The sequence below is a fragment of the Candidatus Nitrosopumilus sp. bin_68KS genome (assembly GCF_054095825.1).
Genome location: NZ_JBSWSP010000008.1, coordinates 63,656 through 87,837, shown reverse-complemented (window position 1 = coordinate 87,837; position 24,182 = coordinate 63,656). Strand labels below are relative to the sequence as shown.

28 protein-coding genes are annotated in these 24,182 nt (G+C 29.5%); 18 read left to right on the top strand and 10 right to left on the bottom strand.

What is annotated here, in order from left to right; all coding sequences use genetic code 11:
- Positions 1-22 precede the first annotated feature (22 nt).
- Both ACW9W3_RS02565 and ACW9W3_RS02560 read right to left on the bottom strand, forming a co-directional pair.
- On the bottom strand, positions 23-820 hold the full coding sequence (locus ACW9W3_RS02565; protein ID WP_457764602.1) for a class I SAM-dependent methyltransferase: 798 nt from the start codon (positions 818-820) through the stop codon (positions 23-25).
- Positions 821-845: 25 nt separating this feature from the next.
- Entirely contained in the window at positions 846-2,354 is a 1,509-nt protein-coding gene (locus ACW9W3_RS02560) for a capsular polysaccharide export protein, LipB/KpsS family (RefSeq protein WP_457764601.1), read from the bottom strand.
- A 161-nt stretch (positions 2,355-2,515) separates the two neighbouring features.
- Between ACW9W3_RS02560 and ACW9W3_RS02555 the strand changes: the two genes are divergently transcribed.
- The 3 genes from ACW9W3_RS02555 to ACW9W3_RS02545 are packed head-to-tail and all read left to right on the top strand — an operon-like array spanning position 2,516 to position 5,375.
- Entirely contained in the window at positions 2,516-3,571 is a 1,056-nt protein-coding gene (locus tag ACW9W3_RS02555; protein WP_457764600.1) for an N-acetylneuraminate synthase family protein, read from the top strand.
- Positions 3,568-4,389, top strand: a complete 822-nt coding sequence (locus ACW9W3_RS02550; RefSeq protein ID WP_457764599.1) for a TIM barrel protein — start codon at positions 3,568-3,570, stop codon at positions 4,387-4,389. Before ACW9W3_RS02555 ends, ACW9W3_RS02550 begins: the two co-directional genes overlap by 4 nt.
- Positions 4,386-5,375 carry a GDP-mannose 4,6-dehydratase gene (locus ACW9W3_RS02545; protein ID WP_457764598.1) on the top strand — a complete coding sequence of 330 codons (990 nt, stop codon included), beginning with the start codon at positions 4,386-4,388 and terminating at the stop codon, positions 5,373-5,375. The genes ACW9W3_RS02550 and ACW9W3_RS02545 overlap by 4 nt, the downstream gene beginning before the upstream one ends.
- A 6-nt stretch (positions 5,376-5,381) precedes the next feature.
- On the opposite strand, the gene ACW9W3_RS02540 is transcribed toward ACW9W3_RS02545, so the two are convergent.
- Positions 5,382-6,068, bottom strand: a complete 687-nt coding sequence (locus tag ACW9W3_RS02540; protein WP_457764597.1) for an SDR family oxidoreductase — start codon at positions 6,066-6,068, stop codon at positions 5,382-5,384.
- Between the two features lie 55 nt (positions 6,069-6,123).
- Between ACW9W3_RS02540 and ACW9W3_RS02535 the strand changes: the two genes are divergently transcribed.
- Positions 6,124-6,825 carry an acylneuraminate cytidylyltransferase family protein gene (locus ACW9W3_RS02535; RefSeq protein WP_457764596.1) on the top strand — a complete coding sequence of 234 codons (702 nt, stop codon included), beginning with the start codon at positions 6,124-6,126 and terminating at the stop codon, positions 6,823-6,825.
- Here the strand turns inward: ACW9W3_RS02535 and ACW9W3_RS02530 are convergent.
- From ACW9W3_RS02530 to ACW9W3_RS02515, 4 genes are all read right to left on the bottom strand, one after another.
- A complete protein-coding gene (locus ACW9W3_RS02530; RefSeq protein ID WP_457764595.1) occupies positions 6,818-7,804 on the bottom strand; it encodes a Gfo/Idh/MocA family protein in 987 nt (328 codons plus the stop codon). The two genes, ACW9W3_RS02535 and ACW9W3_RS02530, sit on opposite strands and share 8 nt — an antisense overlap.
- Before the next feature lie 60 nt (positions 7,805-7,864).
- Positions 7,865-9,517, bottom strand: a complete 1,653-nt coding sequence (locus ACW9W3_RS02525) for a B12-binding domain-containing radical SAM protein (protein ID WP_457764594.1) — start codon at positions 9,515-9,517, stop codon at positions 7,865-7,867.
- A gap of 94 nt (positions 9,518-9,611) precedes the next feature.
- Positions 9,612-10,490, bottom strand: a complete 879-nt coding sequence (locus tag ACW9W3_RS02520) for a glycosyltransferase family 2 protein (RefSeq protein WP_457764593.1) — start codon at positions 10,488-10,490, stop codon at positions 9,612-9,614.
- Between the two features lie 49 nt (positions 10,491-10,539).
- On the bottom strand, positions 10,540-11,553 hold the full coding sequence (locus ACW9W3_RS02515) for an SIS domain-containing protein (protein WP_457764592.1): 1,014 nt from the start codon (positions 11,551-11,553) through the stop codon (positions 10,540-10,542).
- Between the two features lie 74 nt (positions 11,554-11,627).
- On the opposite strand from ACW9W3_RS02515, the gene mtnA reads away from it, so the two are divergent.
- Positions 11,628-12,677, top strand: a complete 1,050-nt coding sequence (gene mtnA, locus ACW9W3_RS02510) for an S-methyl-5-thioribose-1-phosphate isomerase (protein ID WP_457764591.1) — start codon at positions 11,628-11,630, stop codon at positions 12,675-12,677.
- A 39-nt stretch (positions 12,678-12,716) separates the two neighbouring features.
- Positions 12,717-13,355, top strand: coding sequence for a PqqD family peptide modification chaperone (locus ACW9W3_RS02505; RefSeq protein WP_457764590.1), 639 nt, complete (start codon positions 12,717-12,719; stop codon positions 13,353-13,355).
- 2 nt (positions 13,356-13,357) lie between these two features.
- On the opposite strand, the gene ACW9W3_RS02500 is transcribed toward ACW9W3_RS02505, so the two are convergent.
- Both ACW9W3_RS02500 and ACW9W3_RS02495 read right to left on the bottom strand, forming a co-directional pair.
- The gene (locus ACW9W3_RS02500) at positions 13,358-14,005 is read right to left on the bottom strand and encodes an SDR family NAD(P)-dependent oxidoreductase (protein WP_457764589.1); all 648 of its coding nucleotides are present in this window, start codon (positions 14,003-14,005) and stop codon (positions 13,358-13,360) included.
- Between the two features lie 26 nt (positions 14,006-14,031).
- The gene (locus ACW9W3_RS02495; RefSeq protein ID WP_457764588.1) at positions 14,032-14,271 is read right to left on the bottom strand and encodes a hypothetical protein; all 240 of its coding nucleotides are present in this window, start codon (positions 14,269-14,271) and stop codon (positions 14,032-14,034) included.
- 151 nt (positions 14,272-14,422) lie between these two features.
- Here ACW9W3_RS02495 and ACW9W3_RS02490 point away from each other — a divergent pair, with 151 nt between their 5' ends.
- From ACW9W3_RS02490 to ACW9W3_RS02455, 8 genes are all read left to right on the top strand, one after another.
- The gene (locus ACW9W3_RS02490; RefSeq protein WP_457764587.1) at positions 14,423-14,698 is read left to right on the top strand and encodes a hypothetical protein; all 276 of its coding nucleotides are present in this window, start codon (positions 14,423-14,425) and stop codon (positions 14,696-14,698) included.
- Positions 14,699-14,903: 205 nt separating this feature from the next.
- A complete protein-coding gene (locus ACW9W3_RS02485) occupies positions 14,904-16,478 on the top strand; it encodes a DNA-methyltransferase (RefSeq protein ID WP_457764586.1) in 1,575 nt (524 codons plus the stop codon).
- Between the two features lie 54 nt (positions 16,479-16,532).
- Positions 16,533-17,510, top strand: coding sequence for a ParB/RepB/Spo0J family partition protein (locus ACW9W3_RS02480; RefSeq protein ID WP_457764585.1), 978 nt, complete (start codon positions 16,533-16,535; stop codon positions 17,508-17,510).
- A 10-nt stretch (positions 17,511-17,520) separates the two neighbouring features.
- A complete protein-coding gene (locus ACW9W3_RS02475; RefSeq protein WP_457764584.1) occupies positions 17,521-18,360 on the top strand; it encodes a phosphoribosyltransferase-like protein in 840 nt (279 codons plus the stop codon).
- A gap of 79 nt (positions 18,361-18,439) precedes the next feature.
- On the top strand, positions 18,440-19,789 hold the full coding sequence (locus ACW9W3_RS02470; protein WP_457764583.1) for a plastocyanin/azurin family copper-binding protein: 1,350 nt from the start codon (positions 18,440-18,442) through the stop codon (positions 19,787-19,789).
- A 273-nt stretch (positions 19,790-20,062) separates the two neighbouring features.
- Positions 20,063-20,974, top strand: coding sequence for a hypothetical protein (locus ACW9W3_RS02465; RefSeq protein WP_457764582.1), 912 nt, complete (start codon positions 20,063-20,065; stop codon positions 20,972-20,974).
- On the top strand, positions 20,971-21,384 hold the full coding sequence (locus ACW9W3_RS02460) for a DUF6884 domain-containing protein (RefSeq protein ID WP_457764581.1): 414 nt from the start codon (positions 20,971-20,973) through the stop codon (positions 21,382-21,384). The genes ACW9W3_RS02465 and ACW9W3_RS02460 overlap by 4 nt, the downstream gene beginning before the upstream one ends.
- 103 nt (positions 21,385-21,487) lie before the next feature.
- The gene (locus ACW9W3_RS02455; RefSeq protein ID WP_457764580.1) at positions 21,488-21,736 is read left to right on the top strand and encodes a hypothetical protein; all 249 of its coding nucleotides are present in this window, start codon (positions 21,488-21,490) and stop codon (positions 21,734-21,736) included.
- A gap of 21 nt (positions 21,737-21,757) precedes the next feature.
- Here ACW9W3_RS02455 and ACW9W3_RS02450 read toward each other — a convergent pair whose 3' ends face one another.
- A complete protein-coding gene (locus tag ACW9W3_RS02450) occupies positions 21,758-22,639 on the bottom strand; it encodes a hypothetical protein (RefSeq protein ID WP_457764579.1) in 882 nt (293 codons plus the stop codon).
- A 43-nt stretch (positions 22,640-22,682) separates the two neighbouring features.
- Here ACW9W3_RS02450 and ACW9W3_RS02445 point away from each other — a divergent pair, with 43 nt between their 5' ends.
- Genes ACW9W3_RS02445 through ACW9W3_RS02430 form a run of 4 tightly spaced genes read left to right on the top strand, consistent with a single transcriptional unit; the run spans position 22,683 to position 24,166 of the window.
- The gene (locus ACW9W3_RS02445; RefSeq protein ID WP_457764578.1) at positions 22,683-22,844 is read left to right on the top strand and encodes a hypothetical protein; all 162 of its coding nucleotides are present in this window, start codon (positions 22,683-22,685) and stop codon (positions 22,842-22,844) included.
- Positions 22,841-23,071, top strand: coding sequence for a hypothetical protein (locus ACW9W3_RS02440; protein ID WP_457764577.1), 231 nt, complete (start codon positions 22,841-22,843; stop codon positions 23,069-23,071). The genes ACW9W3_RS02445 and ACW9W3_RS02440 overlap by 4 nt, the downstream gene beginning before the upstream one ends.
- The gene (locus ACW9W3_RS02435; protein ID WP_457764576.1) at positions 23,055-23,327 is read left to right on the top strand and encodes a hypothetical protein; all 273 of its coding nucleotides are present in this window, start codon (positions 23,055-23,057) and stop codon (positions 23,325-23,327) included. The genes ACW9W3_RS02440 and ACW9W3_RS02435 overlap by 17 nt, the downstream gene beginning before the upstream one ends.
- Positions 23,324-24,166 carry a hypothetical protein gene (locus ACW9W3_RS02430; protein WP_457764575.1) on the top strand — a complete coding sequence of 281 codons (843 nt, stop codon included), beginning with the start codon at positions 23,324-23,326 and terminating at the stop codon, positions 24,164-24,166. The genes ACW9W3_RS02435 and ACW9W3_RS02430 overlap by 4 nt, the downstream gene beginning before the upstream one ends.
- Positions 24,167-24,182 lie beyond the last annotated feature (16 nt).

The window sequence follows — 24,182 nt, the reverse complement described above, 5'->3', positions numbered from 1 at the left end:
TCTCATCATCAAATTATCCTGTTTAATTTTTTACAGGTTCCCAAATAATACTTGATAGCTGATTTACAGGTGAAAATTGAATACTTAATTTTTTATTAAATAAAATCTTTATTTTCTTTTTACTCTGATATTTTTTCAGATTCAGCATTAAATTATTTTGATAATCTACGGAATTTAGATACATTTTGGTAAGTAAAGAAGAATCATCATAATTTACCTCAAAATTGATTACTTTTTTTGGATTTACTGATATTAGATTTGAAATAATATTTTCCATATAATTTTTCAATTGCTCAAGAACAGCATATGTAAAAATAACTTTGTTCTCCAATTCTTTTTTTGGAAGACTTTCTGCTATATTCAATTGTTCAAATTCAATTGAATAATTTCTTTTTTTAGCAAAATCATTTGCAATTTTCACTCCTTGGTGAGTTAATTCAAATCCCTTAAGATTCGAAAACCCATTTTTTGCTAAAACAAATAATTTTGAACCTACACCACTTCCCAATTCTATAATTGGTTCATCTTTTTCAAAATTATTTCTCATTATTTCTATAAACTGATTTGTATATTTTTCATCATAATCTTTCCTAATCGTTTTAATCATTTTATTATTTACTGAAAAAACCCCTATCTCATTCATTCTAAGTAAATTACTATAAACAATAGTTTTATCTAATTCCTTTCCTTCATATGGTTTCCACCAATTTTCATATTCTTCTATTACTTTTTTTGATGTTCTTTTAGATTTTTTTAAATTTAATTTAATTATATATGATAATAATTTTATCTTCTCAACAGATTCTTGTACTTTATTCAATTATTTCATTCCTGACAATCTAAATTTAACTATTTTCTTTAAACGATTTAATTTTATTCACATGCTCATCAGCAAAATTTGAAAGTATTTTTTTATTTTCGTCCAAAAATCCTTTCATTCTTTCTTCCGAAATTTTTACATCGTGTATTTTTCCACCATAAAAAAATTCTTTGTCTATTTTAAGTAAAAAATCTGGCCAATCAAATTTAGATAAGTTTTTTTCCAATACATTAATAAAACTTTCAAAATCATTAGGATTACATTTCTCAGAAATTATTTTTTTAATAAGTTTAGGTAATTCTTGAATTTCTTTTAATGTGTGCACTGTTGGTAATACTGAATAATTTGTTTCCACAAAGGTAATTACAGGTTTTCCATATGCAGATGCCTCAAAACCTGCACTTCCTGATATTGTAATTGTTGCCTGAGATCGTTCATAAAGTATTCGATTTTCGAAATCTGGATGTAATAAAATAACATTTGGAATACTCATAATTTCTTTATATTCAGAAATTGGTCTCCAAGATCTTTTTATTTGAGCAGGATGTTCTTTGACCACTAATTTATAATTAATTGGCAAAGATTTTGCAATATTCTTTATCACCTCAATTTGATTAGTGTAAAATGGTGCTGAAATTAATAATGCTCTCTCCATTTCCATATGCAATGGAAAATAAATAAATGGATTGGGGAAATTTATTTTTTTAATTAGATTATTATCTACAAATCTTTTACGATATTTTGTTTTGAGAAATTCTTTAAAATAATTTAGTAAGACTTTGAATTTTGTTCTTCCATAATATGTATAATGTGTCTTCAGATTTCCTGAATCAAAATTAAATAAAAATTCTCTTAGGGCAGTTATACTTTCTTTTTTACCTGAATCAGATTTTATTACTTTATTTTTCAACGAATCTGTCAAATCAAATTTTTGTAGAGTTTTTTGTAATTCATTCCAATCTTTACCTTCTATTTCAATATTCTTTAATTCTTCTATTTTATCTAATCTGGATTGATCTTGTGAAATCATTGAATGCTTTCCTAAAATTGTATAGTTTAATGCTAAGACTTTAACACCTGTATTTATACACATTTCATAAAATAGTTCTTGGTGATGTAAGCTAGGAAGTTTTGTCATTAGAAAATCTGGTTTAACTCTGTCCAAAATAGACTCAAAAAGTTTACATTCTTGCTCCAAAATATTTAGAATTTCTTTATATGAAAAATTATGAAAATTTTTAAAATATAAAAAAATCCTTTCATTTAAAACTAATTTCCATAAATCAATTTGATATTTTTCTTCAAATTTGGATAAATATTCAATATCAGGTTCAGATTTTTTTTGTTTAATATGATCATGAAAAAACCAAATTTTTTTGAAATCTACAATTTTTTGAGAATCAAAAAATTCTTTTGGTCTAGATGTAATTTCTGTAATTCCATATAGATCACCATCCATTTTTTCTTGAAGAGCATATGAAAGACAATAATGTGTATAATCATTGCCTAACCAAACAATAATTTTATCTGTCATTCATCAGATTCTTAATTTTTATTATTTAAGCCTTAGATTATTTTTTTTTAATTTGTTATTGTATTTTTCTTTTTTTATAAAATCGTGCCTATTTCTTTCATTTTTAGATGTATTTTAAAAAACATATGACAAAATAAATATGCCATTTTTTTTTGCCAAGTGTGGATTATAGTTTTAAAAATAAATTTGAAATTGATGGAGTTAAAGTTGGATATGATGAACCTTGTTATATCATTGCTGAAATTGGAATCAACCATAATGGAGATTTAGTTTTAGCAAAAAAGCTTATTGATGCAGCTGTTAATGCAGGTGTTAACGCCGTTAAATTTCAAAAGCGTCATTTGGAATCCTTATATCAAAAAGAAATATTGGATGATCCATCACTAGATAGTCAAGGAACTGAAATATTGATTGATGTTCTAAATGATGTGGAATTTGAGGAAGATGATTTTAAAGAAATTGTGAATTATTGTAAAGAAAAAAATGTTACTTTTCTTTGTACGCCATGGGATACTAAAAGTGTAGACTATTTAGAAAAATTAAACATCTCAGCATACAAAATTGCTTCTGCAGATTTAACAAATTTCCCATTAATACTTTATATCTCAAAATTTAACAAACCCATGATTATTTCTACTGGAATGTCTACCATAGAGGAAATTGAAAAAACTGTTAATTTTGTAATGGAACATAATTCTAAATTTGCATTATTACATTGTAATAGTACGTACCCATCTCCAATAGAATCATTAAATCTTTCATTAATTCCAATGTTACGAGAAAAATTTAATGTACCTATAGGATATAGTGGACATGAATCTGTTATACTTCCATCTATTCTTGCTGCAAACATGGGAGCAGTTATTATCGAACGCCATATCACATTAGATAAAACCATGGAAGGATTAGATCAATCAGCATCTCTTGAACCTGATGAATTTAAAAATTTAGTACAGAATATTAGAGATTCAGAAATAGCAAAAGGAGTACCTGTCAAAAAAATGACCAGAGGTGAAACTCTTCAAAGAGAAGTTTTAGGAAAAAGTATTGTTTGTTCAAATGATATCCAACAAGGTGAATTATTTTCTGCACAAAATATTGAAATTAAAACTCCTGCAAGGGGGATTTCTCCTCAATATTATTTTGAGATTATTGGAAAAAAATCCCCTAGAAATTTTAAAAAAAATGAATATCTTCAAATTGATGATTTACCATGATTCTTGGAATGAAAGTTCGTAAACGTGACCTTGATGATATGTTAAAATTTAATCCTAAAGTTTTAGAATTCCATTTCTCTGATAGTGATCTTAATCTTGAATTAAATGAAAAATTTGATCAAAGATTAATTGTTCATTGCTATGAATATTTTGAAAGAAAATTATTAGATATTGTGAGTTTAAAAGAAACTAATCAAGTCCATTCCAGAGAAAAATCATTAGAGTTAATCCAAAAAGCAATTGATAAAACAATTTCTCTAAATGAAAATTTTGTTGGAAAACCTACATTAATAGTACATCCTGGTGGTTATTCATTAAATGAATCCACAAAATCTGATGTTGAAAAAATGCAAAATATGATAGTAAATTCCATAGAGAAATTAGATTTTAAAAATGTGGATTTTCTTTTAGAAAACATGCCTCCATATGCTTGGTTTTTTGGTGGTCGTTGGAATTGTAATGTTTTTTTGAGTACTTCTGAAATGAAAAAATATTGTATGGAAACTGGATTGAAAGTGTGTTATGATTTATGTCATTCACATCTCTATTGTAACAAAAATAAATTATCTGTAGTAGATGAACTGTTACAAATTGAGGATTATACAAATCATTTTCATTTATCTGATGCAAGTGGTGTTGACGGTGAAGGATTACAATTTGGTGAAGGTGATTTACCGTTTGATAAGGTAATACCTATTCTTAATAAAAATAATGAAAAAAGCTTTGCTATTGAGGTGTGGAAAGGTCATGAACAAAAAGGAAAAGGATTCGAAGAATTTTTAGATAAGATAACAGAAGTAGGTTTGATTATATCATGAAAAATGCATTGATATTTGGTGTGACTGGTCAGGATGGTGCATATTTATCAAAATTTTTACTAGAAAAAGGGTATAATGTATTTGGAACTTTTAGAAGAACCAGTCATCGGTGTTTTGAACGAGTAGAAGAACTAGGGACTTTTGATGAAATTACAAAAATCAAGGCTGATCTTTCAGATCAAACATCAATTAATTCAGCTATTAGACAAGCAGAACCTGATGAAGTGTATAATTTAGCTGCTCAATCTTTTGTAGGTGCTTCGTTTCAACAACCAATTTTAACTTCGGATATAACTGGACTAGGAACTTTAAGAGTTTTAGATTCTTTAAGAGAAAATTCGCCTGATGCAAAATTTTATCAAGCATCATCTAGTGAGATGTATGGAAATTTTCCTGGTATAAAAGATGAGAATACTCAATTTCGACCAAGAAGTCCATATGGTGCAGCCAAAGTTTTTGCTCATCATATAACAAATCACTACAAAGAAGCATATGGAATTTTTGCATGTTGCGGTATTTTATTTAATCATGAATCCCCATTACGTGGTCTTGAATTTGTTACAAGAAAAATTACATATGAACTTGCTCAAATAAAATATAAAAAACAAAAAAAATTCAACTTGGGTAATATTCATGCAAAACGTGATTGGGGTTTTGCAGGAGATTATGTTGAAGCAATGTGGTTGATGCTTCAACAAAAGAATCCTGAAGATTATGTTATTGCTACTGGGGAATCCCATTCTGTAGAAGAATTTCTTACTTTGGCAACAGAGTATTCAGGATTAGGTGATTGGCATGATTTAGTTGAGATTGACAAATCAATTTTACGACCAACTGATATTGATGATTTGGTAGGTAATGCTTCAAAAGCTAGAACAAAATTAGGATGGATTCCTAAAATGAATTTTAAAGCATTGGTAAAATCTATGGTCGAACATGATTTAGAATTTGTAAAATCACAAACTGATCCATTTTCTGAAAATTAATAAAATTTACCATGAAGAATAACCTCCATCCACAACTAATATTGAACCTGTCATATAACTCGAATTTTTACTGCATAGAAAATCAACCAATCCATTAATTTCATTTTTCATCATCATTCTTTTCATTGGTGTTAATTTTGAATATTTTTTTATAAACTCTTTATTTTGCAGATTTATGACTCCTCCTGGGACAATACAATTTACATTGATTTTTGGGGCTAAATGAACAGCTAAATATTTTGTTAAATTAATTACTCCTGATTTTGATACACAATATCCAATTTCTTTATGTGAATTATTATATAAATCAGGATTTGGCGATTGAAGTCCATAAATTGATGAAAAGTTAACTATCCCGCCATTTTTATTATTTTTAGCAAATTCTCTACACACTGAAAATAATGATACTATGTTCACTTCCATAGTTTTTCTAAATGATTCTAAATCATAATCAAATAATGTTCCTTTTTTCCTTTTTTGAGTTAAATGATCGTTTACTGCAAAACAATTAATCAAATACTCTCCATGATTTTCTGAAAACCATTTCTTTACATAATCCTCATCATTTAGATTATTTCCTAATTTTAAATCTAATTTTGAAACTACATTATCTTTTTGAAGATATTTGGAAATTTCTTTTCCCAATATTCCTTCTGACCCTGTAACAATTATTTTTTTCTTAGATTTCCTCAATTTCTATTTATTATCAGATGATTAGAATTATAACCTTTCATTCAGCTTAAACTTCATGAAACCAATTTGTATTATTGCTGCAAGAGGGGGTTCAAAGGGAGTGCCGAGAAAAAATATTAGATTATTGGTAAATAAACCTCTTATTGCACATTCCATTGAAAATGCGTTAAAATCTGGATTATTTAGTAGTGTGGTAGTTTCTACAGAAGATGAAGAAATTGCCAAAGTTTCAAAAAAATATGGTGCAGAAGTACCTTTTATGAGGCCCAAAAATTTAGCAAAAGATACAACCGGAATGGCCGAAGTTTTAATCCATACTGTTTCAAAACTAAATTCTTTAGGATATAATTTTGATACATTTGTTAATCGTGACTGTACAGTTCCATTCTTACGTAATTCTGATATTGAATCAAGTATTAAATTATTAAAAAAAAGTAAATGTGATGCAGTTTATGGAGTTTATGTCCAACATTTCAATCCTTATTTTAACATGATGGAAATTGATTCTAAAGGATATTTGAAATTCTCTAAAAAAATGAAAATTAAACCTACTCGAAGGCAAGATGCCCCAAAAGTCTATCAATTAAATGGCCTTTTTGTATATGATACAAAACAATTCATGAAATACAAAAATCAGTATCCTCCTAAAGGACTACCTTTTGAAATTCCACCAGTATCTGGTTTGATGATTGATACTGAATTAGAATTTAAAACAGCTGAGATGATAATAAAAAATAAACTCCTAAAATTTATTTAATTATAATTTTATGTCCCTTTTTTGCTGATTCCTTAATTGCTAAAGCAATTTTCTGTGATTCAATGGAATCTTTAATTGAATTCATAGGGATTTTTTTCTTTTTAACACAGTTTAAAAAATATTTCATTTCATCCAAATACATTTTATTTCGGTCCATTTTTTTATCAATTAATTTTGTTCTCCATTTATTATTTCTATATTTAAAAATTTGAACATGATTATTTTTCCAATCCCATTTTATTTGTCCTTTTACACCAATAATTTTACACGTTCTTTTACTAGGTTTTTGAAAATAATCTAGATGTAGATCTACTACGATATTATTTCTAAATTTTAATAAGCTTTCACAATAGTCTTCAACATCTATCTGTAAATCACTTAATTTTCCAGTAATTGCAAATACTTCACTTATTTTTCCAAAAAACCAATAAAGATAATCTATTTCATGTATTTGAGTCAAAACTACACCTCCACCGAGTTTTTTTTGCGATGCATAACTTTTTTGATAATCTTCCCAAGGATGCCAGTCAGGCATATATGATCCATTTTCTGATGATGCTGATATAATTCTACCAATTTCATTTTTATCTATCATTTTTTTCACCATTTTAATTCCTTCATGAAACCTCATATTGCATCCAATCATGGTGATCAACTTTTTCTTTTTAATTAATTTCAATAATAATGAAATATTTTTTAAAGAATTTGATAGTGGTTTTTCTAAAAATATGTGATAATCTTTCTTAGCTAATTTTATCGCAGTTTCAATATGTAAACTGGTTTCATTACAAATAATTCCAATATCATGTTTTTCTTTAAGTGCTTTTTCAATTGTTTCATATACCTTAATTCCTTTTTTCTTTAATTGCAATGCTTCTTTATTTTTACTACATACTGAAATTTCAATTTGTTTTAACATCATTAAATTATTTGTATGTCTTTTTCCAATTGAACCATATCCAATTACTAATGCCTTCAAATATGACAACCAAGATTTTCTGGTTTATTAGGTTTTATCAATAATTGATTTTTTTAACTATTAAAAAAGACCTTTTGCAGCTTCTGCTATATCATCTTCAATTTTTGCAGATGAATCTGACCAATAAGTTTCAACAAATTCTTCTCTTAATTCTGACCGTAATTCCTCATCTGTTTCTGCTTTTTTAATTTCTGCCCATCTATCTTTCGGAAATTTGATATACATTGCAAATACATCACGTAATCGAGTCATATCTTTTTTATCCCATTGAGGCATATTTAGTAAACTTTCTCCAGAATTACTTACGGCACAAATAATGTTTGGATCAATATATCCCTTTTTTACAGCATAGTCGTGAAGTTCTGTCCCATGAAATGGAACTAAAATTGAACAACTAGTATTGTCTGAATTAAATCTACGATTTAATTCAATTGTATCAAAAGCTAGTTCTCTAGTTTCATCAGGAAAACCTATGATATTATTTACACTAAAAGTTATTCCGAGTTTTTCTATTATTTTTATTTTTTTAATGGCATCTTCGTTTGAATAATCTCGTTTAACAACTTCTCTACGGAATTTCTCATTCCCATGTTCTAATCCAAAAGTTACTCTATCCAAACCTAACTTTTTTAATCTACTAAATTTATCCTCTTCAATGGTTTCAATCCTTGTTTGACACCAAAAAGGTAATTTGAATTCAGAATACATATCACAAAATTCATCAAATTCATTATTGTTCCATGCCAAAAAAGTATCTGCCCAAAAATAGATGTATTCAACATTATATTTGTCAATATGGTTTTCAATTTCTGTTTTAACAAGGTTCATTGATTTTTTTCTAAAAAATGACATTCCTTTTAAAAAATCACCATCTCCGTATAGTCTATTTTGACCTGGAGAATTACAAAATGAACAAGTATATGGACAACCACGGTGAGTTTCTACTGGTAATAATCTGCGGATTTTTCCACCCATTGGTCGATAAAATCGTTTCTCACCAAATAACCCGATATCTGTGATTGTAGGAATTTCATCTATATTTACTGGACGAGATATACTATTTTTTGTAATTGTTCCATCTTTTTGCCTAATCCATAAATTAGTAACATTAGAATATTCTTCTTCGTTTGAAATCGAGTTAGCTAAATCAATTATAGCATTTTCTCCTTCGCCAACACATAACATGTCAATATTTTTGTAACTCATTACAAGATCTGGTGCAAAAGTAGGGAATACCCCGCCAAAAAGATTTTTTATATTTTTATGTCTTGTTTGATCAATTAATTTCATTGCACGTAAAAATGTAGTTTCTGTACATGAAACTGCAATAAAGTCTGGTTTAAAATTTTCAATAGCTGTTTCAAAATCGAGAACAGCTGATCTTGTAGTTTTTTTAAAATGTAAATCATCATCATCCATTTCTAAAATTGGTCTATTTTCCACAGCTTTAGCTTTAACATCATCTGAATCTTCAAGGGTTATTTCATCATCAAATTTGTAAAACGTGGTATCAAAAAGAGCAGTCTGATGACCCTCATTTTTGAGAATTTGAGAAAGTGATGTGATTGAAGGGGGAATTGTACTCATTCCTCGTTCATTTGGATACAAAAATAATACTCTACAATCTCGAGAATTCATTTTTCTTTTTACTTTTGAAGTTAAAAATGGATTTTCTTTTTGAAGTTGAATTAATTTTGAGGTTTCTTCTGACAACTATATTACTCATTTTTTCATATTTATATACATACCATAGCCAAATGACTTTGATATTAAAATTAAATTTAAAATTTTCAATACTATTTAAAACTCATTTTCTCTCTCTCACAACACTTACAATTGAATGTAAAATTGTAGCTGTAATCATTAGTATTGTGCCAAGAATTATTCCACCTAATCCCACTAATGCTATATTTGTAATAATTTTCCCTTGTTCTGAAAAAATCTGTATTGCCCATAATCCAAAAGAAAGACCAATTACTAAAAAAACCATTCCTGGAATACCATAAAAAGTGAGTGGACGTTCAATTGCTACATATTTTACTGTACTAAGAATCACTGATGATCCATGTGCTATGGGATTATGAGTTGATGTTTCTCCTTCATATGAAATAATTATTGGGACCTCTGATATTTTAAATCCAGCTTTTTGTGTTTTGATCAAAATTTCTGTAGATACTCCCATTCCTGATTCTGTAGGTTGAATGTTTTCTAATATTTTTTTATTGTATGCTCTAAATCCACTTTGTGAATCTGTAATTTTAGTACCTCCTGCTATATTTGTAAGTTCTGTAATTGTTCTTATTCCAACTTTTCTATATTTTGGAATTTTTTGCTCATTATTTAAAAATCTAGAACCAATAACAACATCTGCATCATTGTTTTCAATGGGTTCTAACACCTTTGAGATATCCTCAACTCTATGTTGTCCATCAGCATCAAAAGTAATCAAAACATCAGCCTTCATTTCTTTGGCTTTCAGAAAAATAGTTCTTATGGATGCACCATATCCAAAATTTCTTTCATGTTGAATGACAGTGGCTCCTAACTCTTCAGAAATTTTTGCCGTTAGATCCTTTGAACCATCATCACATACAATTATTTCTGGAGATATTTCTTTTAGTTTTAGTAAAATCGCTGCTATGTTTTTTTCTTCATTAAAAGCTGGAATCCCAAATATTATTTTCATATATCAGAATTTAATTATGTCCTTTTAAAGTTGTAGACTGAAATTTTTCTTAATCTAGATTGGATTTAATGAAATCTATGGATTTTACGGGTGATGGATCAATGTTTGATAACACTGCTTTGTAAATTGAAGTATAATCTAATAAGTAAACCAAATGAATTATTTTTGATAATATGTCCCCTTTTATTGAAAAGACTTCGGCATAACTAATTTCTTTATTATCAAAATATGTTTTAATAATTTTCCATCTTTCTTTAGTTTTTATATAATCATCATATCCTTGAAGTAATATTGGAGAAACTTGAGATTTTTTTTCCCAAGCAACAATTCCATTATGAGAAGATTCCACTACATCTTCAACAAATGTGTGCATTTTTGCATTTTCTTGTAATGAATTTTTGAATCTTATGGCAACTGCTTGTAATCCTGATGGATAATAAATTAGTGGAATTCCAGAAATTTCTTTTGCTAATTTTATAGCTGGATTTTTCGATGTTAAGTTTTTTGATGATATTTTCTTATTTAATTTCTCTAATTCTTTAATTGAATTAATAATTTCTTTTTTTTTAATTGGAAACATATCTTCCAGAATTTTCAAAATTGAATAAAGATATGATACAAAAGATGCTCTAGGTGAATGATTTTCTTTAATTTTTTTGTACTCTAAATTGTTTTTTTCACAATATTTTTCTAATAATCCTCCTGATGAAAATGAAATAGTCTTGAATCCTTGTTTTTTTGCGTTTTTTAGAGCAGACAATGTTTCTATTGTATTTCCTGATACGCTAGTGAAAATTAATAGTGATTTTTTATCAACTGTTTTTGGTAACAAATATCCCTTAACTATCGATACATGGATGTTTGTCTTAGAAAGGATTGAAGAAAAGATGTCTCCAATTGTTCCAGAACCCCCCATTCCTATAAATACGATATGATCAATATCTCTAAATTCTGTAATTTTTATATTTGAATTATAGGATTCTTTAGAAATTTCTGCCCAACTATCATATGCTTGATACATTGATTTTTTATCTATTTTTTTGAGAGTTTTTAGATCAAACACAACATCATATTTTAGATATCAATAATATAATACTTAATAAATCACTAATCTTGAGTACGCTTTGTGAATGAATATTGAGTACAGAAATAAATTCTCTAAAAACTGTTAGATGGGAAAATAATAAAGTTATAATGATTGATCAGACTAAACTACCAAATAATCTTATTTTTGTAGAATACGATGATTTTAATCAAATTGCAAATGCTATCAAGAATCTTGTAGTGAGAGGTGCCCCCGCAATAGGTGTTTCTGGAGCCTTTGGATTGGCATTGGCAGCATTACAAAGTCATGCAACTACAAAAAATGAATTATTCTTAGATTTAGAAAATGCAAGAAAAATTCTTTTTGCAACTAGACCTACTGCAATAAACTTGGGTTGGGGATTGGAGAAAATCATGAATGTGGCAAAGACTGGAGAAACAGTTGAGCAAATTAGAGAACTAGTAATTTCCACTGCCAAAAAAATGGCAGAAGATGACATTGAAATAAACAAAGCTATGGGAAAGAATGGTTCACCTCTTTTTGATAATAATGATACAATAATGACTCATTGTAATGCTGGTGCACTAGCTACTGTTGCATACGGAACTGCACTAGGTGTTATTAGAGCAACTAGGGATAGTGGGAAAAATGTTAAAGTAATTGCTACAGAGACTAGACCTATTCAACAAGGATCACGACTTACTGCATTTGAATTAAAACATGATGGATTTGATGTTAGTTTAATCCCAGATACTGCAGTAGGATATTCTATGGCAAATGGTTTAGTGAATAAAGTTGTTGTTGGAGCAGACAGAATAGTAAAAACTGGTCATGTCTTTAATAAAATTGGAACATATCAGGTAGCGACCATGGCAAAACAACATGGAATCCCATTTTATGTAGCAGCACCATTATCGACAATTGATTTGGAAACCAAAGTAGAAGATGTCATAATTGAAATGAGAAAAGGAAGTGAAGTTACTGGAATTGGTGATAAAAAAACAGCTCCTGATGATATTAATGTGATAAATCCTGCATTTGATATGACTCCCCCTGAACTAATTTCAGGAATAATTACAGAAAAAGGCGTGGCTAAGGCCCCTTATGAAGAATCTATCCCAAAATTATTTCAAGCTAATTAATAGAAAGTTTTTATTGTTTTTCAAAGTTCATTTTAAAATATGAGTAGTGTTTCTGCGCAAGCAATTGAGGATTCTTTAAAGCAATGTATGGATCCTGAAGTCCCTCTAAATATTGTAGAGATGGGATTAATCTATGGAATTGATGTTGCAGAAAATAATGATGTTAATATCAAAATGACTATGACTACACAAGGTTGTCCACTACATGAAACTCTAGTTCAAGATGCAACAAGATATGCCAAAAAAGTTCCTGGAGTAAACAATGTCAAAATAGACATTGTTTGGGAGCCTGCATGGTCGATGGATAAAATGACTGATGAAGGAAAAATGAAATTAAAAAATATGGGTGCCGCAATGAATACTCCTGCACCAATTAACTATGAAACTGCATTACCACAAGGTGTTGGAAAACTAGTTCAACAAGAAGATGGTTCTATGGTGTTAGCTAACGAACATGAACAAGGATTTATGGTGAACCAAGCTATTGTTGATTTTTGGAAATCTTGTAACGGAGAACGCAAAGTTACAGAACTAGTTGAAGTATTTGCACAGCAAACAGGATTACAGAGAAACCAAGTAGAAAAAGAAGTCATGCAATTATTACAACAGTTACGAGAAGGTGGATTAATTGCAATAGCAGGTCAACCTGACACTCCAAATGTTGAATTTAAAAAATAATCTTAAAAAACATAGTTTGAATTTGCACCATCAAAGTTAATCGTAACTCCTGATAGATACTTTATTTTATTTTCAATTATACCTTTCACAAAATTTCCAATCTCTTCTGGTTCTCCAAGTCTTTTCATTGGAAGTGTTTTTTCATATTCTTCTACATTTTTTATTAATTCTTTAGTTCTATCTGTATTGATAGGACCTGGTGCTATGTTGATGCAACTAATATTTTTTTGAGCATATTCTTTACTTAATACTTTGAAAACTTCACTAAATGCGACACGGTATGCTGAAGAAATTATTAGTTTCATATTTGGTTCTTTAATAACACTTGAACTAATCACAAAAATGTAACCCCCATCATTAATCTTTAACTTTTGTAAAATTGTGCAAAATCCTAAAAACAACTGATTGTGATATAGTTTCCAATCCTCTTCAGTTATTTCAGAAAATTGTTTTGGTGTAGGCCCTCCAGTATTTAGTATTAAAATATCTGTTTGATTATGTGTATCCAGAAATTTTTTCACACTATCTAAATTTGAAGTGTCGATATCTTTTTTGGAAGCTGCAAATACATCAATTTCTATAGATTTTAGTGATTCAGCTATTGCTTTCCCAATACCTCTTGAACCCCCAAGTACAATTGCACTAGTCATAACATCCTCAATATCTTTATGGATAATTAAATTTCTTTAATTTCTGTAATTGTTCCTAAAACTGAATCCATCTGGATAACTGCCTTTTTTTCATCCCATCCTAATGCAACGTACCAGTCTCCTGCATCATCATGATATTTTGTCTCCAAAGTCTCAATATTGTCTGGCTTAACATCATATTTTTTTGCAATACCTGATACTGCCAAAGCGATTGCATCTTTTTCTTTCTCTAATCTCCTTTTCATTAACCCTATTCCAGGACTCATAGAATTCGTTTGAATTTTCCATCTAATATAGTTAATTTACCATAGTATTTTTTAGGGATAACCTCTTTTTGCAGTCACATGTCAGGTCAGATGAAGCCTGAGATTTTTGACCATCGGTATTTTTTGCATACGTATAATCTGTCACACACTGATGGTATCAAAAAAGGCAATTCATCTGATAGATTTGTTGTTGAAAGGAGATATCAAGCTAAGAGATGGAATGCTTGATCCTTCAAAGAAATGGAACTCTGAGCATGATTCCTTTTACGGTCTGGTTCAGACATGGGCTGGTATTTTAGATGACAATGTCAAAATCCTGGAGGCAATCCAAAAGGAGCTTCATGTGAACTGCAAACATCCAAAGAAAATGAGGGATAAAACTTCAGATGGACAGTGGTATTGTATGAATTGTAACCTGGATTTATGAAATAAAATGATTAATCAAATTCCATATTTTATTAACCACCAATTTTTATCAATAATGAGGTCTTACTTTGAAATCTAATAATATCAAAATAGTGACTACTACTAAGATTGAACAAATTGAAACGGAATTACTAAATTCAAAAATTTTTTTCATAAAATTACCTTTTATTGATAAATCTGAAATTCAAAATTTTTCTAAAAATAGTATGATGACTAAGATCTGTGAATTTATTCAGCATTTAACTTCTTTAGATAATACATCTCGACATCTTATCGTTTTGGGTTCGATGCATATGTTACCCTACATCTATCATTCAATAGATAAAAAATATCATTTTCAGAATTTAATATCTATTCGTCTTAAGAAAGTAAAAAAAATAGATAATTTTTTACCTAATGAACATGTGGGATTAATAATTTTCTCTACTACTAAACAATCCCTTAACCATGTAAGAAAACCATATCAATTTTGTAAATGTTGTAAAAATACCGTTAAAGATTATGGGGGGAAGAAACATTTGTTAAATAAAGAAGGAACCCGAATTTCAGATGTATGGACAGATATTCAGATTAACTTAAAACAAAAAATCCCTTTATCTATATTACAACGAGTATTAGATCTTACTAAAAAAGATAAAAATGAAAATATTCATTTTTTTTCATTAGATAAAAAAATGCTAAATAAATGGAAATTATCTAATCTAAGTCCTGAAAAATTTGAAAAAATTAATCCTGCTTTATTTGAGATAAAAAGTAAAAAACTCAAATTAAAAACCAATATTATTTTCAATTCTGATGTTCTTACTGGGTTTAAAAAAATACCTGACAATTCAGTTAATTTAGCTCTTGTAGATCCACCTTACAATATATCTATCAAATATGGGGATTTTTCTGATAATTTAGATGATTATGAATATCTTCAATGGTGTAAAAAATGGATTGATGAAATTTCCCGAACTTTGAAACGTGGTGGATTGCTTACACTAGTTAACATACCATTATGGTCAATAGAATTATTTCCATATCTTCAGAAAAGACTTACTTTTCAAGGATGGATATCATGGGATGCTTTTTCTTATCCTCATACACCTGTTATTCCAGCACATTATCCAATACTTTGTTTTTCAAAAGGTCCAACTATTCGCCACGTTGATAATTCAAACTTAAAAAATTCTGATGAAGAAATACTAAATCCATTAAATTTTGGCTATTGTATTCGTTCAATTTGTTTGAAAAAAAGAACTAATAAAATGAAACATGATCGAAAACCAATATCTGATTTATGGACAGACATTCATCGTATAAGACATAATTCATTCAGATACAATCATCCAACATTAATGCCACAAAAACTTGCAAAAAGAATTATTTCTATATTTAGTAATCCTAATGATGTAATTCTTGATTGTTTTAATGGTGTTGGAACGACCTCTTTGGTAGCAGATTCTTTAGCTCGAAAATATATTGGAATTGAAAAAAATAAATCATATTACAAAACATCCTTGGGTAGACATAGTTTACTTCAAAATGGCTTAAATCCATTTGACAAAACTCAATCTAAATCAACAAGTAAGAATAAAGGATATCCTGAAGTAAAACATCAATCTAAAATACAAAAAATGCAACTTCAGATTGAAGTAAAAAATGTTGCAAGAAAATTAGGTCACTGTCCTTCCCCTTCAGAATTAGAGCAATATGGAAAATACCCTCTTCGATATTATTATAATAATTTCTTAGATTGGGCACAAATTACTGTCGCTACACGTAGAACTGGAATATAGTTTTTAAAATTAAGTATTATAATTCCTATATGGGAGTAGTTTTTACGAAGTCATATGAGTGAAGAACCCTCAGAACTAATTTACATAAATCCTAAAAAAATAGAACCGAATAAGTACAATCCTAGAAGATTATTTGACGAAGAAGATTTAGAGGATTTAAAAAAATCCATTAAGCAAAGGGGTGTTTTAGTTCCACTTACAGTATACCAACCTAAAGGTTCTGATAGATATGTCCTATTAGATGGTGATCGTCGTTTAAGATGTGCAAAAAATCTAAGTTTGTCTGAAATACCTTGTAATAAAATTGCCCCACCAGATAAAACTTCCAATTTAATTTTAATGTTCAATATTCATAATGTTCGAGTTGATTGGGAATTTGTACCTACAGCTTTGTCATTAGAACAATTAATTATTTTACTTGAACAAAAAAACAAAACCAAAATTACTAACACAGAATTATCCAAATTAACATCTATTCCATCAGGAAGAATTGGTGAATATAGAAGAGCTTTAAAATATAAAAAATATTTTGATTTAGCACTAACTAAAGATCCAAAAAAACGTCTTGGTGGTGATTTCTTTTCTCAATTAGATTTAGTATTAGATAAAATTGAAAAATTCCCAGAAATTACAAAAGAATTTCCAAAAAATAAGCTTATTGATATAATGATTAAGAAAAAACAAGATGGTACAATTGTAAACATGATAAAAGAATTCAGACTTTTAAAACAAATTCTTAGTTCAGAAAAAGAAGGTGTTCCAAAAAGACGAATTGTTGAGCATGTTACTGAATATATTAAATCAACACCAAAACCAACTAGAGATAATCCTACATCCAAAGCAATGCACATAGAAGAAGTATACGAAAAAACAGCATCCGGTGTTTATACTGAAAAAGAAATCATGAAAGTTAGTACTCAATTATTAAAACTTTTGAATAAAATTGAATATTCTGAAGTAAAAGACAAAAGATCTTTTAAGAATCTGTTAATGGATATTGATGATCGTATTACTGAATTATTAAATCTATGAGGTATTATTTTTGCATGAAGATATACGACGATTTCTTATTGACAAGTCTAACGATTTAGAAAATCTTACATCTCGATTTAGTAGTTATTCTTCAGGAATTTCTAGAACCAATTTAGATCAATTCGTTAGTCAATTTGAACCTGAACACTGTGAACTTGCTTTAAAATTACTAGAGCATGTTGACTTCTATGATGGGCCTAGAACAATTGCACTTGCACGAGATCTTGGACAAAGAATTCGCTCTCTGACAAATGCTGATCTTGATGATGTTAATATCTCTCCTATCAAACCAGTAATTGGAACCAGTTCTGAATCTATTCAACGTAAATTACGACAAACTATGGCAACGACTGCACGAGAACGTACTGCAATAAGTAAAAAATTCATTAAATTTATGGATCTAAGTGAACTTGCTAATATTGATACATCAATGTCTATTTTCTTTGTTGATGACTTCATTGGTTCTGGTGATACTGTCATTGAAGCATGGGGACGAGTTCAAATGTGGGAAAATGAAAACCATTCATATTTTGTAGGTGCTTTAGTTGGTTATACTGATGCAATTAATAGAGTAGAGGAAGAAACTGCTAATCACTTTGAAATAATATGCTCTAGTGAACTTTCTGAAGAAACTAGAGCGTTTCATCCTAGTAATCGAACTTTTACTGAAGAAGAAAAAATAATTTTACAAAATTATTGTAAAAAGATTCCTAATTCAGAACAGCATGTATATGGACATAGAAATGGACAATCTTTAGTCATTTTTTCAGATGCTTCTCCAAATAACTCCTTGCCAATTTTACATCGTTCAACTGATACATGGAAAGCTCTGTTTCCTAGGTATTACTAAAAACATTTGAAATTATTCATAATAACTAACATTATTTTTGTGACAAAAAGTTAAGTTAAGTGATTTTCATAACTTCTTATTGGAAACTAGAGATCTTATTATCACAATTATTGCTGTGGTTATTACTGTAGTTGGTACTACCATTAGTAGTACTGTATCTGAAACTGAAATCTTGAAACCCAAACCTCAGTTTTTTGCAGAAATTGATTTGGAATTGAATAATTCCACTCATGGTGAAAAAATACGTGCTCAAAATATTGGTAGTTCTCAAGCTAAAAATGTAGAAATTTTCATAGAATCAAAAAATAACATAATTTTAACAAAAAACTCTTGCTTTGAAAGCCAACACATTACAAATGAACAAAATTTTATTTTGTTGGAATTATCCCAATTCTCAACTGACATTGATTGTATTTTAGAATTTTATGATTTGCCTCACGAAAGTTTATCCACATTAATAATTACTGCTAATGATGCAAATGGGTACCAATATGATTTCACTAGGGATGATGAGCATTTAGGATTATTGTCTCCTTTTATCTTCTTTTTATCCTCTTTATCTTACTGGGAAACAGCTATTCCTGCAGTAATAATATCTTATGTGATTGCCTCCATTTTGATAACTATTGTTTTCTTTAGATATACTCAAAGAAAGAAACTGATAGAAAAATCCAAGCTTGACGAATATGAATTAGAAAAAAAATATTCAAAACTTAGACGTGAAATGCAAGTAGATAAATTTGAAAATACTTCGAGTAAAAATCAACATATTGAAAAAATGATAGATATTCACAACGAAATGGTTGCTTCTAGAACAGTAACCTATTATCCTCATTATTCCAATTTAATCCATAAATTTTTTATAAAATATACTGCTTTAGAAAAACTTCTATTCAATATTACAAATTCTCCAAAATATGATCATGGGACAAAAACTACTGTTCATAGAATTAAAGAATTAAAAAATAAAGAACAAATTTCAAATTCTTTATATTCACAACTTCAACAACTAGTTGATTTTAGAGATTCTATTTCCCATAACGCAATCAAACTTAGTTTCAGCAATTTACGACAACATATTGAATTCCTTGAAACTGTTTTAATTGAACTCCAATCAGTTAAACCATCTCCTGAATATATAGTAAAAATACCAGTCGGAACTGCTGTTCCTGGGTGTGAAGAAACACATTCTTGTTTTGAACCTCACCAATGCACTATCAAACAAAATGGTAATGTTACTTGGGAGAATGTTGACTCGGCAGCACATACAATCACTAGCGGTACTCCTGATGCAGGTCCAAGTGGTAAATTTGACAGTGGATTAATCATGAGTAATAACACTTTTTCTTGTAAACTTAAGGAAAAAGGAACTTATCATTATTTCTGTATGGTGCATCCTTGGCAAACAGGAATTATAGTTGTGGAATAGTAAACATATGTGTGTTTGATGGATAATTATCTATAACAACTAACATTGATTTTTTGTCTAGTTTTGATGATTGAGCAAATTGTAGTTCAGATCTTACTTTAACTGAACCATTTATCTTTAGAACTAAAATGAGTTATACTTTTGGTATATCCTGTATGCTTATTTTTTGATCCGTCAATTTTTGAAATGTTTTTAGGATCTAATAACGAGAAATGATTTGAAATATTTTTGTCCATTTTAATTTCCTAAATACTTCAAACATCAATGTAATCCATGCTAAAGACAAATCCTGAACATACTAGAAAAGTAATTGATATTCTTCTTGATTGGTATGATAAAAGAGACGGAATATTCTCTGGATCTGATCTTCCTGAATCTGAAACACCAAGAGGTTTGGAAATTGGAAGCTATGAACAAGTCATGTTTCTTACCATGACTGTATCTATTGACTATCAGCGTTCTGCTAATGATCTTTGGAATGCATCACGTAAATCTTGGGAAGACATTAACACCAGATGGATTTTTTCTCCGAAAGATGTTGTACACAAAACAAGGGATGAGCTAGTTGAATCTCTTGCAAAATACAAACTTAGTAAGAAAAGGGAAAAAGATACCGACATTTGGAGAACCATATCCCAGTCTCTTGCAGACTTATTTAATGGTGATCCTAGAAATCTTTTTGAAAAATTCAACTATGATGCATATCAAATTGTTACTGCGATGAGACGAGAATATGGGAAAAACTTTCCATATCTTGCAGGCTCTACTGGTACGGGAAAAATTCTTTCATTATGGATTAGAATGCTTCACAAAGAAGCAAAGATTCAATTTAAAAATTTACAAAAAGTTCCAATACCCATCGATATTCATACTGCCCGCTCTACTATCATGACCGGATGCTTATCAGGAACGTTTGAGGGCAATTTTTCAACTTTGGCAGAACTTTCAAAACAAGCATGGATTGACGCATGTGATGGAACTGATCACTATCCTTTGGAGCTTGATGAGGCACTTTGGAATCTAAGCAGATTTGGATGCACAAATCATAAAAATGGTAGTGTGTGTCCAATCAGGAATCAATGCAAATTAGAAAAATACTGTACAGCAAATAATCCTTCATCTGACATCAAAATTAATCAAAACGATCTTATAATAATAGACTCTAAACTTTATGATGAAAAATGAAAGTTTCCGTTGTTACTGCATGTGGGAATAAAAAAGAAGAACTTTCCTTACCTGCATGGAAATTATACAAATCTCCAAGAATCAAGGCAGTTTACAATCGCAAAGGAAAAAATGATATGTTTATTCTTAGTGCAGAACACGGTCTTATTCCTGCTGAAAAGATTACTGCTCCCTATAACAGACTGATGGATGAAACAAGATGTCAGGAATTAATTCCAAAGATCAAAGAAACTATCAAAAATTATGATGCAATAGTTTTCTTCAAAGCAGGGTCTAGAAAATTGTATGAACGATGTATTGCAAAAGCTTGTGAAGAATCAGGAGTGAGGCTAATTTCATTTGGGTATGGTTTTATGGCAGGTATTAATGATCTGCCAAAAAAACTTGAAGAAGCAGGGAAAGGAATGTAAACAAATGGATTATGGTTAATGTGGATTGTAACATATGAAATTTATTCATTACAACTAACAATATTAGAAAAAAAGTTAAGAATTTGTTTACATCATATCTATTATGCCTAAATGGTCAAAAGCAAAGGAAATTCAACTCACTGAAAATGAACGAGTTGCAATACTTCGAAAAACAAGATCTAACCATAAAAACTGGAATGAAGTATCATCTTTTAACATTGATCAGGCAACAATTAATGGATTAAGAGATTTTGAAGAGCAAGAAAGAATCAAGTTTAGCTATGACGAAGAAGAGAATCGAGTAAGTATTCATTATTTACCAGATTATCCTAACAAATTGGCATTGAAATAACTAACATTTTAAAACTATATTTTATCTCTTAAACCACTTTTTAGCGTTTGATAATAATTTCTTCCTTTCAGAGTAAACAAAAAAGGCTTCTTTAACACATTCATGAAACCATTTCTTAATCTCAGAATCCTTTATGTTTATCTCATTCCAAAATTCATTTACATTTCTTTGACAAATAGTTTCATATTTTTCACCAGTTTCCATTTGCTGATCTTTCGATTGCAATAGAATATGACTCAAAATATTACAATAAACCACAAATGATATTTGATCGGTCCATCTTCCGCCTAAAAATACAGGATCACTGTAATATCCTCCATCCATATCATTTACAAAAGATGCTAAAACTCCTGCAGTCGGCATAAAAGCTTTTGATTTTCCAGTATCTGCTAACTCTTTAATTCCAATAATATCAATAAATTTTTCTCCAAATTTTTTCTCCAAAAATTCAAAATTTCCAAAAACCTTTGGAATATTTTCTTCATACTCTTTAGCAATGTTGCTCAGATTTTTTTCATCAAGATGAATAGCATATAAAATTCCAAAAGGCGTTAAACTATACGTTCTCACTGTTTTATTGTATATTTTTTCAAATCCATCTTCTTTCACTATAATAGCTGAAATTAAATTATCTTTGATAAATTTTCTAACATCGTCTGTAATTGATTTAATTTTTCTTTTTCCACTAGGTTTTCTATTATATTCATCTTTGGCAATATCCTCACAACTTGATTTCTTATGTTTTGAGAGGTATGACATGATTTCCAAGAAGATCTTTCTTCCCCTAATGAAAGACTTTTTTGCATTATTTGGACCTCCATAAATTCGATCAAAATCTCTTACTAAAAATGGATAATCGCTTAACCAATTATCATATTTACAATCAGCCGTCAGCGTCAGCATTACAACAGTCAATCAGATATATTTAATAAACTAAATGTATTTGATGACTAGATTAAGCATAGGAATTTCTTTAGAGCAGAATATTGTCACAGAAGTTGATGCTCGTAGAGGCATGATTCCTCGCTCAAGGTTCATAGAAAAACTGATTGTTGAATTCATCCATGCAGAATATGGAAAAATGAAATTAGAAGGGGGATGCAGTTGAGGGAAATCAATCTTGGATTAGTTCTCTCAACTTCTTTCCAAGGAAAACGTCTTATTGCACTAGAGAAAAAATGGGATGATTTCTTCATCGATGATATAATTACATTTCAAATTAGAATTGATAAAAACAAAAATTTTGTTTTAGTGGGTCCACAAGTGAGACTGCAACCCACTAAACGAAACCAACAATATTCAGAGGAGGCTTCTATTAATGAAAACAACTTGTGATTCTAATAAACCTCATCAATGTACAAGACCTGACTTTAATAAAATAAACATTGGATGTCCAATATGTTTGAAGTTATATGGGAAAACTAAAAAATTTAAAACTCCATATGCTCTCAAATACCATCTAACATCTTCACATGACACTTCAGATTCTATTGAGTCTGGACTATCAGTAAACAAAGTTTATTCTGTAGCTACACATGTTGCAGAAGCACTACACTTGGGAATGTTCTATGGAGTAAAGTGTTCCCAATGAGAATTTCTAAAACTAACGCTTTACTAACGGAAATTTGTAACACTCATAGGGTTACAGTATCGCAAAAGAAGTTTTTACACGACGCTATTCAAATCAACATTGAGGAAAAAAGACCTTTCTCATTATATGATTTCTCAAACATGTCACCTGAAAACTTTAGACAAATGATATTGCGACTGCGGAATGTCATTAGCGTAGAGTCAAAAGGCAGGCCTTGTTATTACAGAGTAAACGGCACACCTTTGAATAAACGAATCCCACTAACGCATCACCATACGGGGATTGCAGGTGATCGTATGATACGAATTCTAAAACGACAAAAGAAACAACCTCCGGCAATCCATGATATCAAGATTACTGCACGATCTGATCTTCATGATTTCATCTCACATGAAACAATGCACAAACGTAATCACAGCATTAAGTTCACTTACAAACTTGATTACAACATCCAAGCTACAGCCCTTGTCTATCCTGACAAATTACAGATTGATTTAGGTTGTACACTTGAGCCTATCATATATGATGCTATGGGAGCAGTACGGTTTTCCTTTGTTTTGGGACGTCTTTACACACTGCTCCAAGCATACTCGAATTTCAAGGCAAGTTTTGTGCCTATGGAAGAGTGGATTATAACTCACTATCACTTTGGCATAGATGCAGCTGAGGAATACAATGGTCAAACATTTCATGTCACATACAATGATTTCACATCTGGCTTAGTTCGCTTTTATTCAAAAAAGAAAGGAAAAAAATTGTATCCAAGATTAGAGAAAATTGTTATTCCTAAAAACCCACTTTCAGATGAACTACAAAAAATGATTGACAAATCTCTTTGAAACCATCATGGGCTTT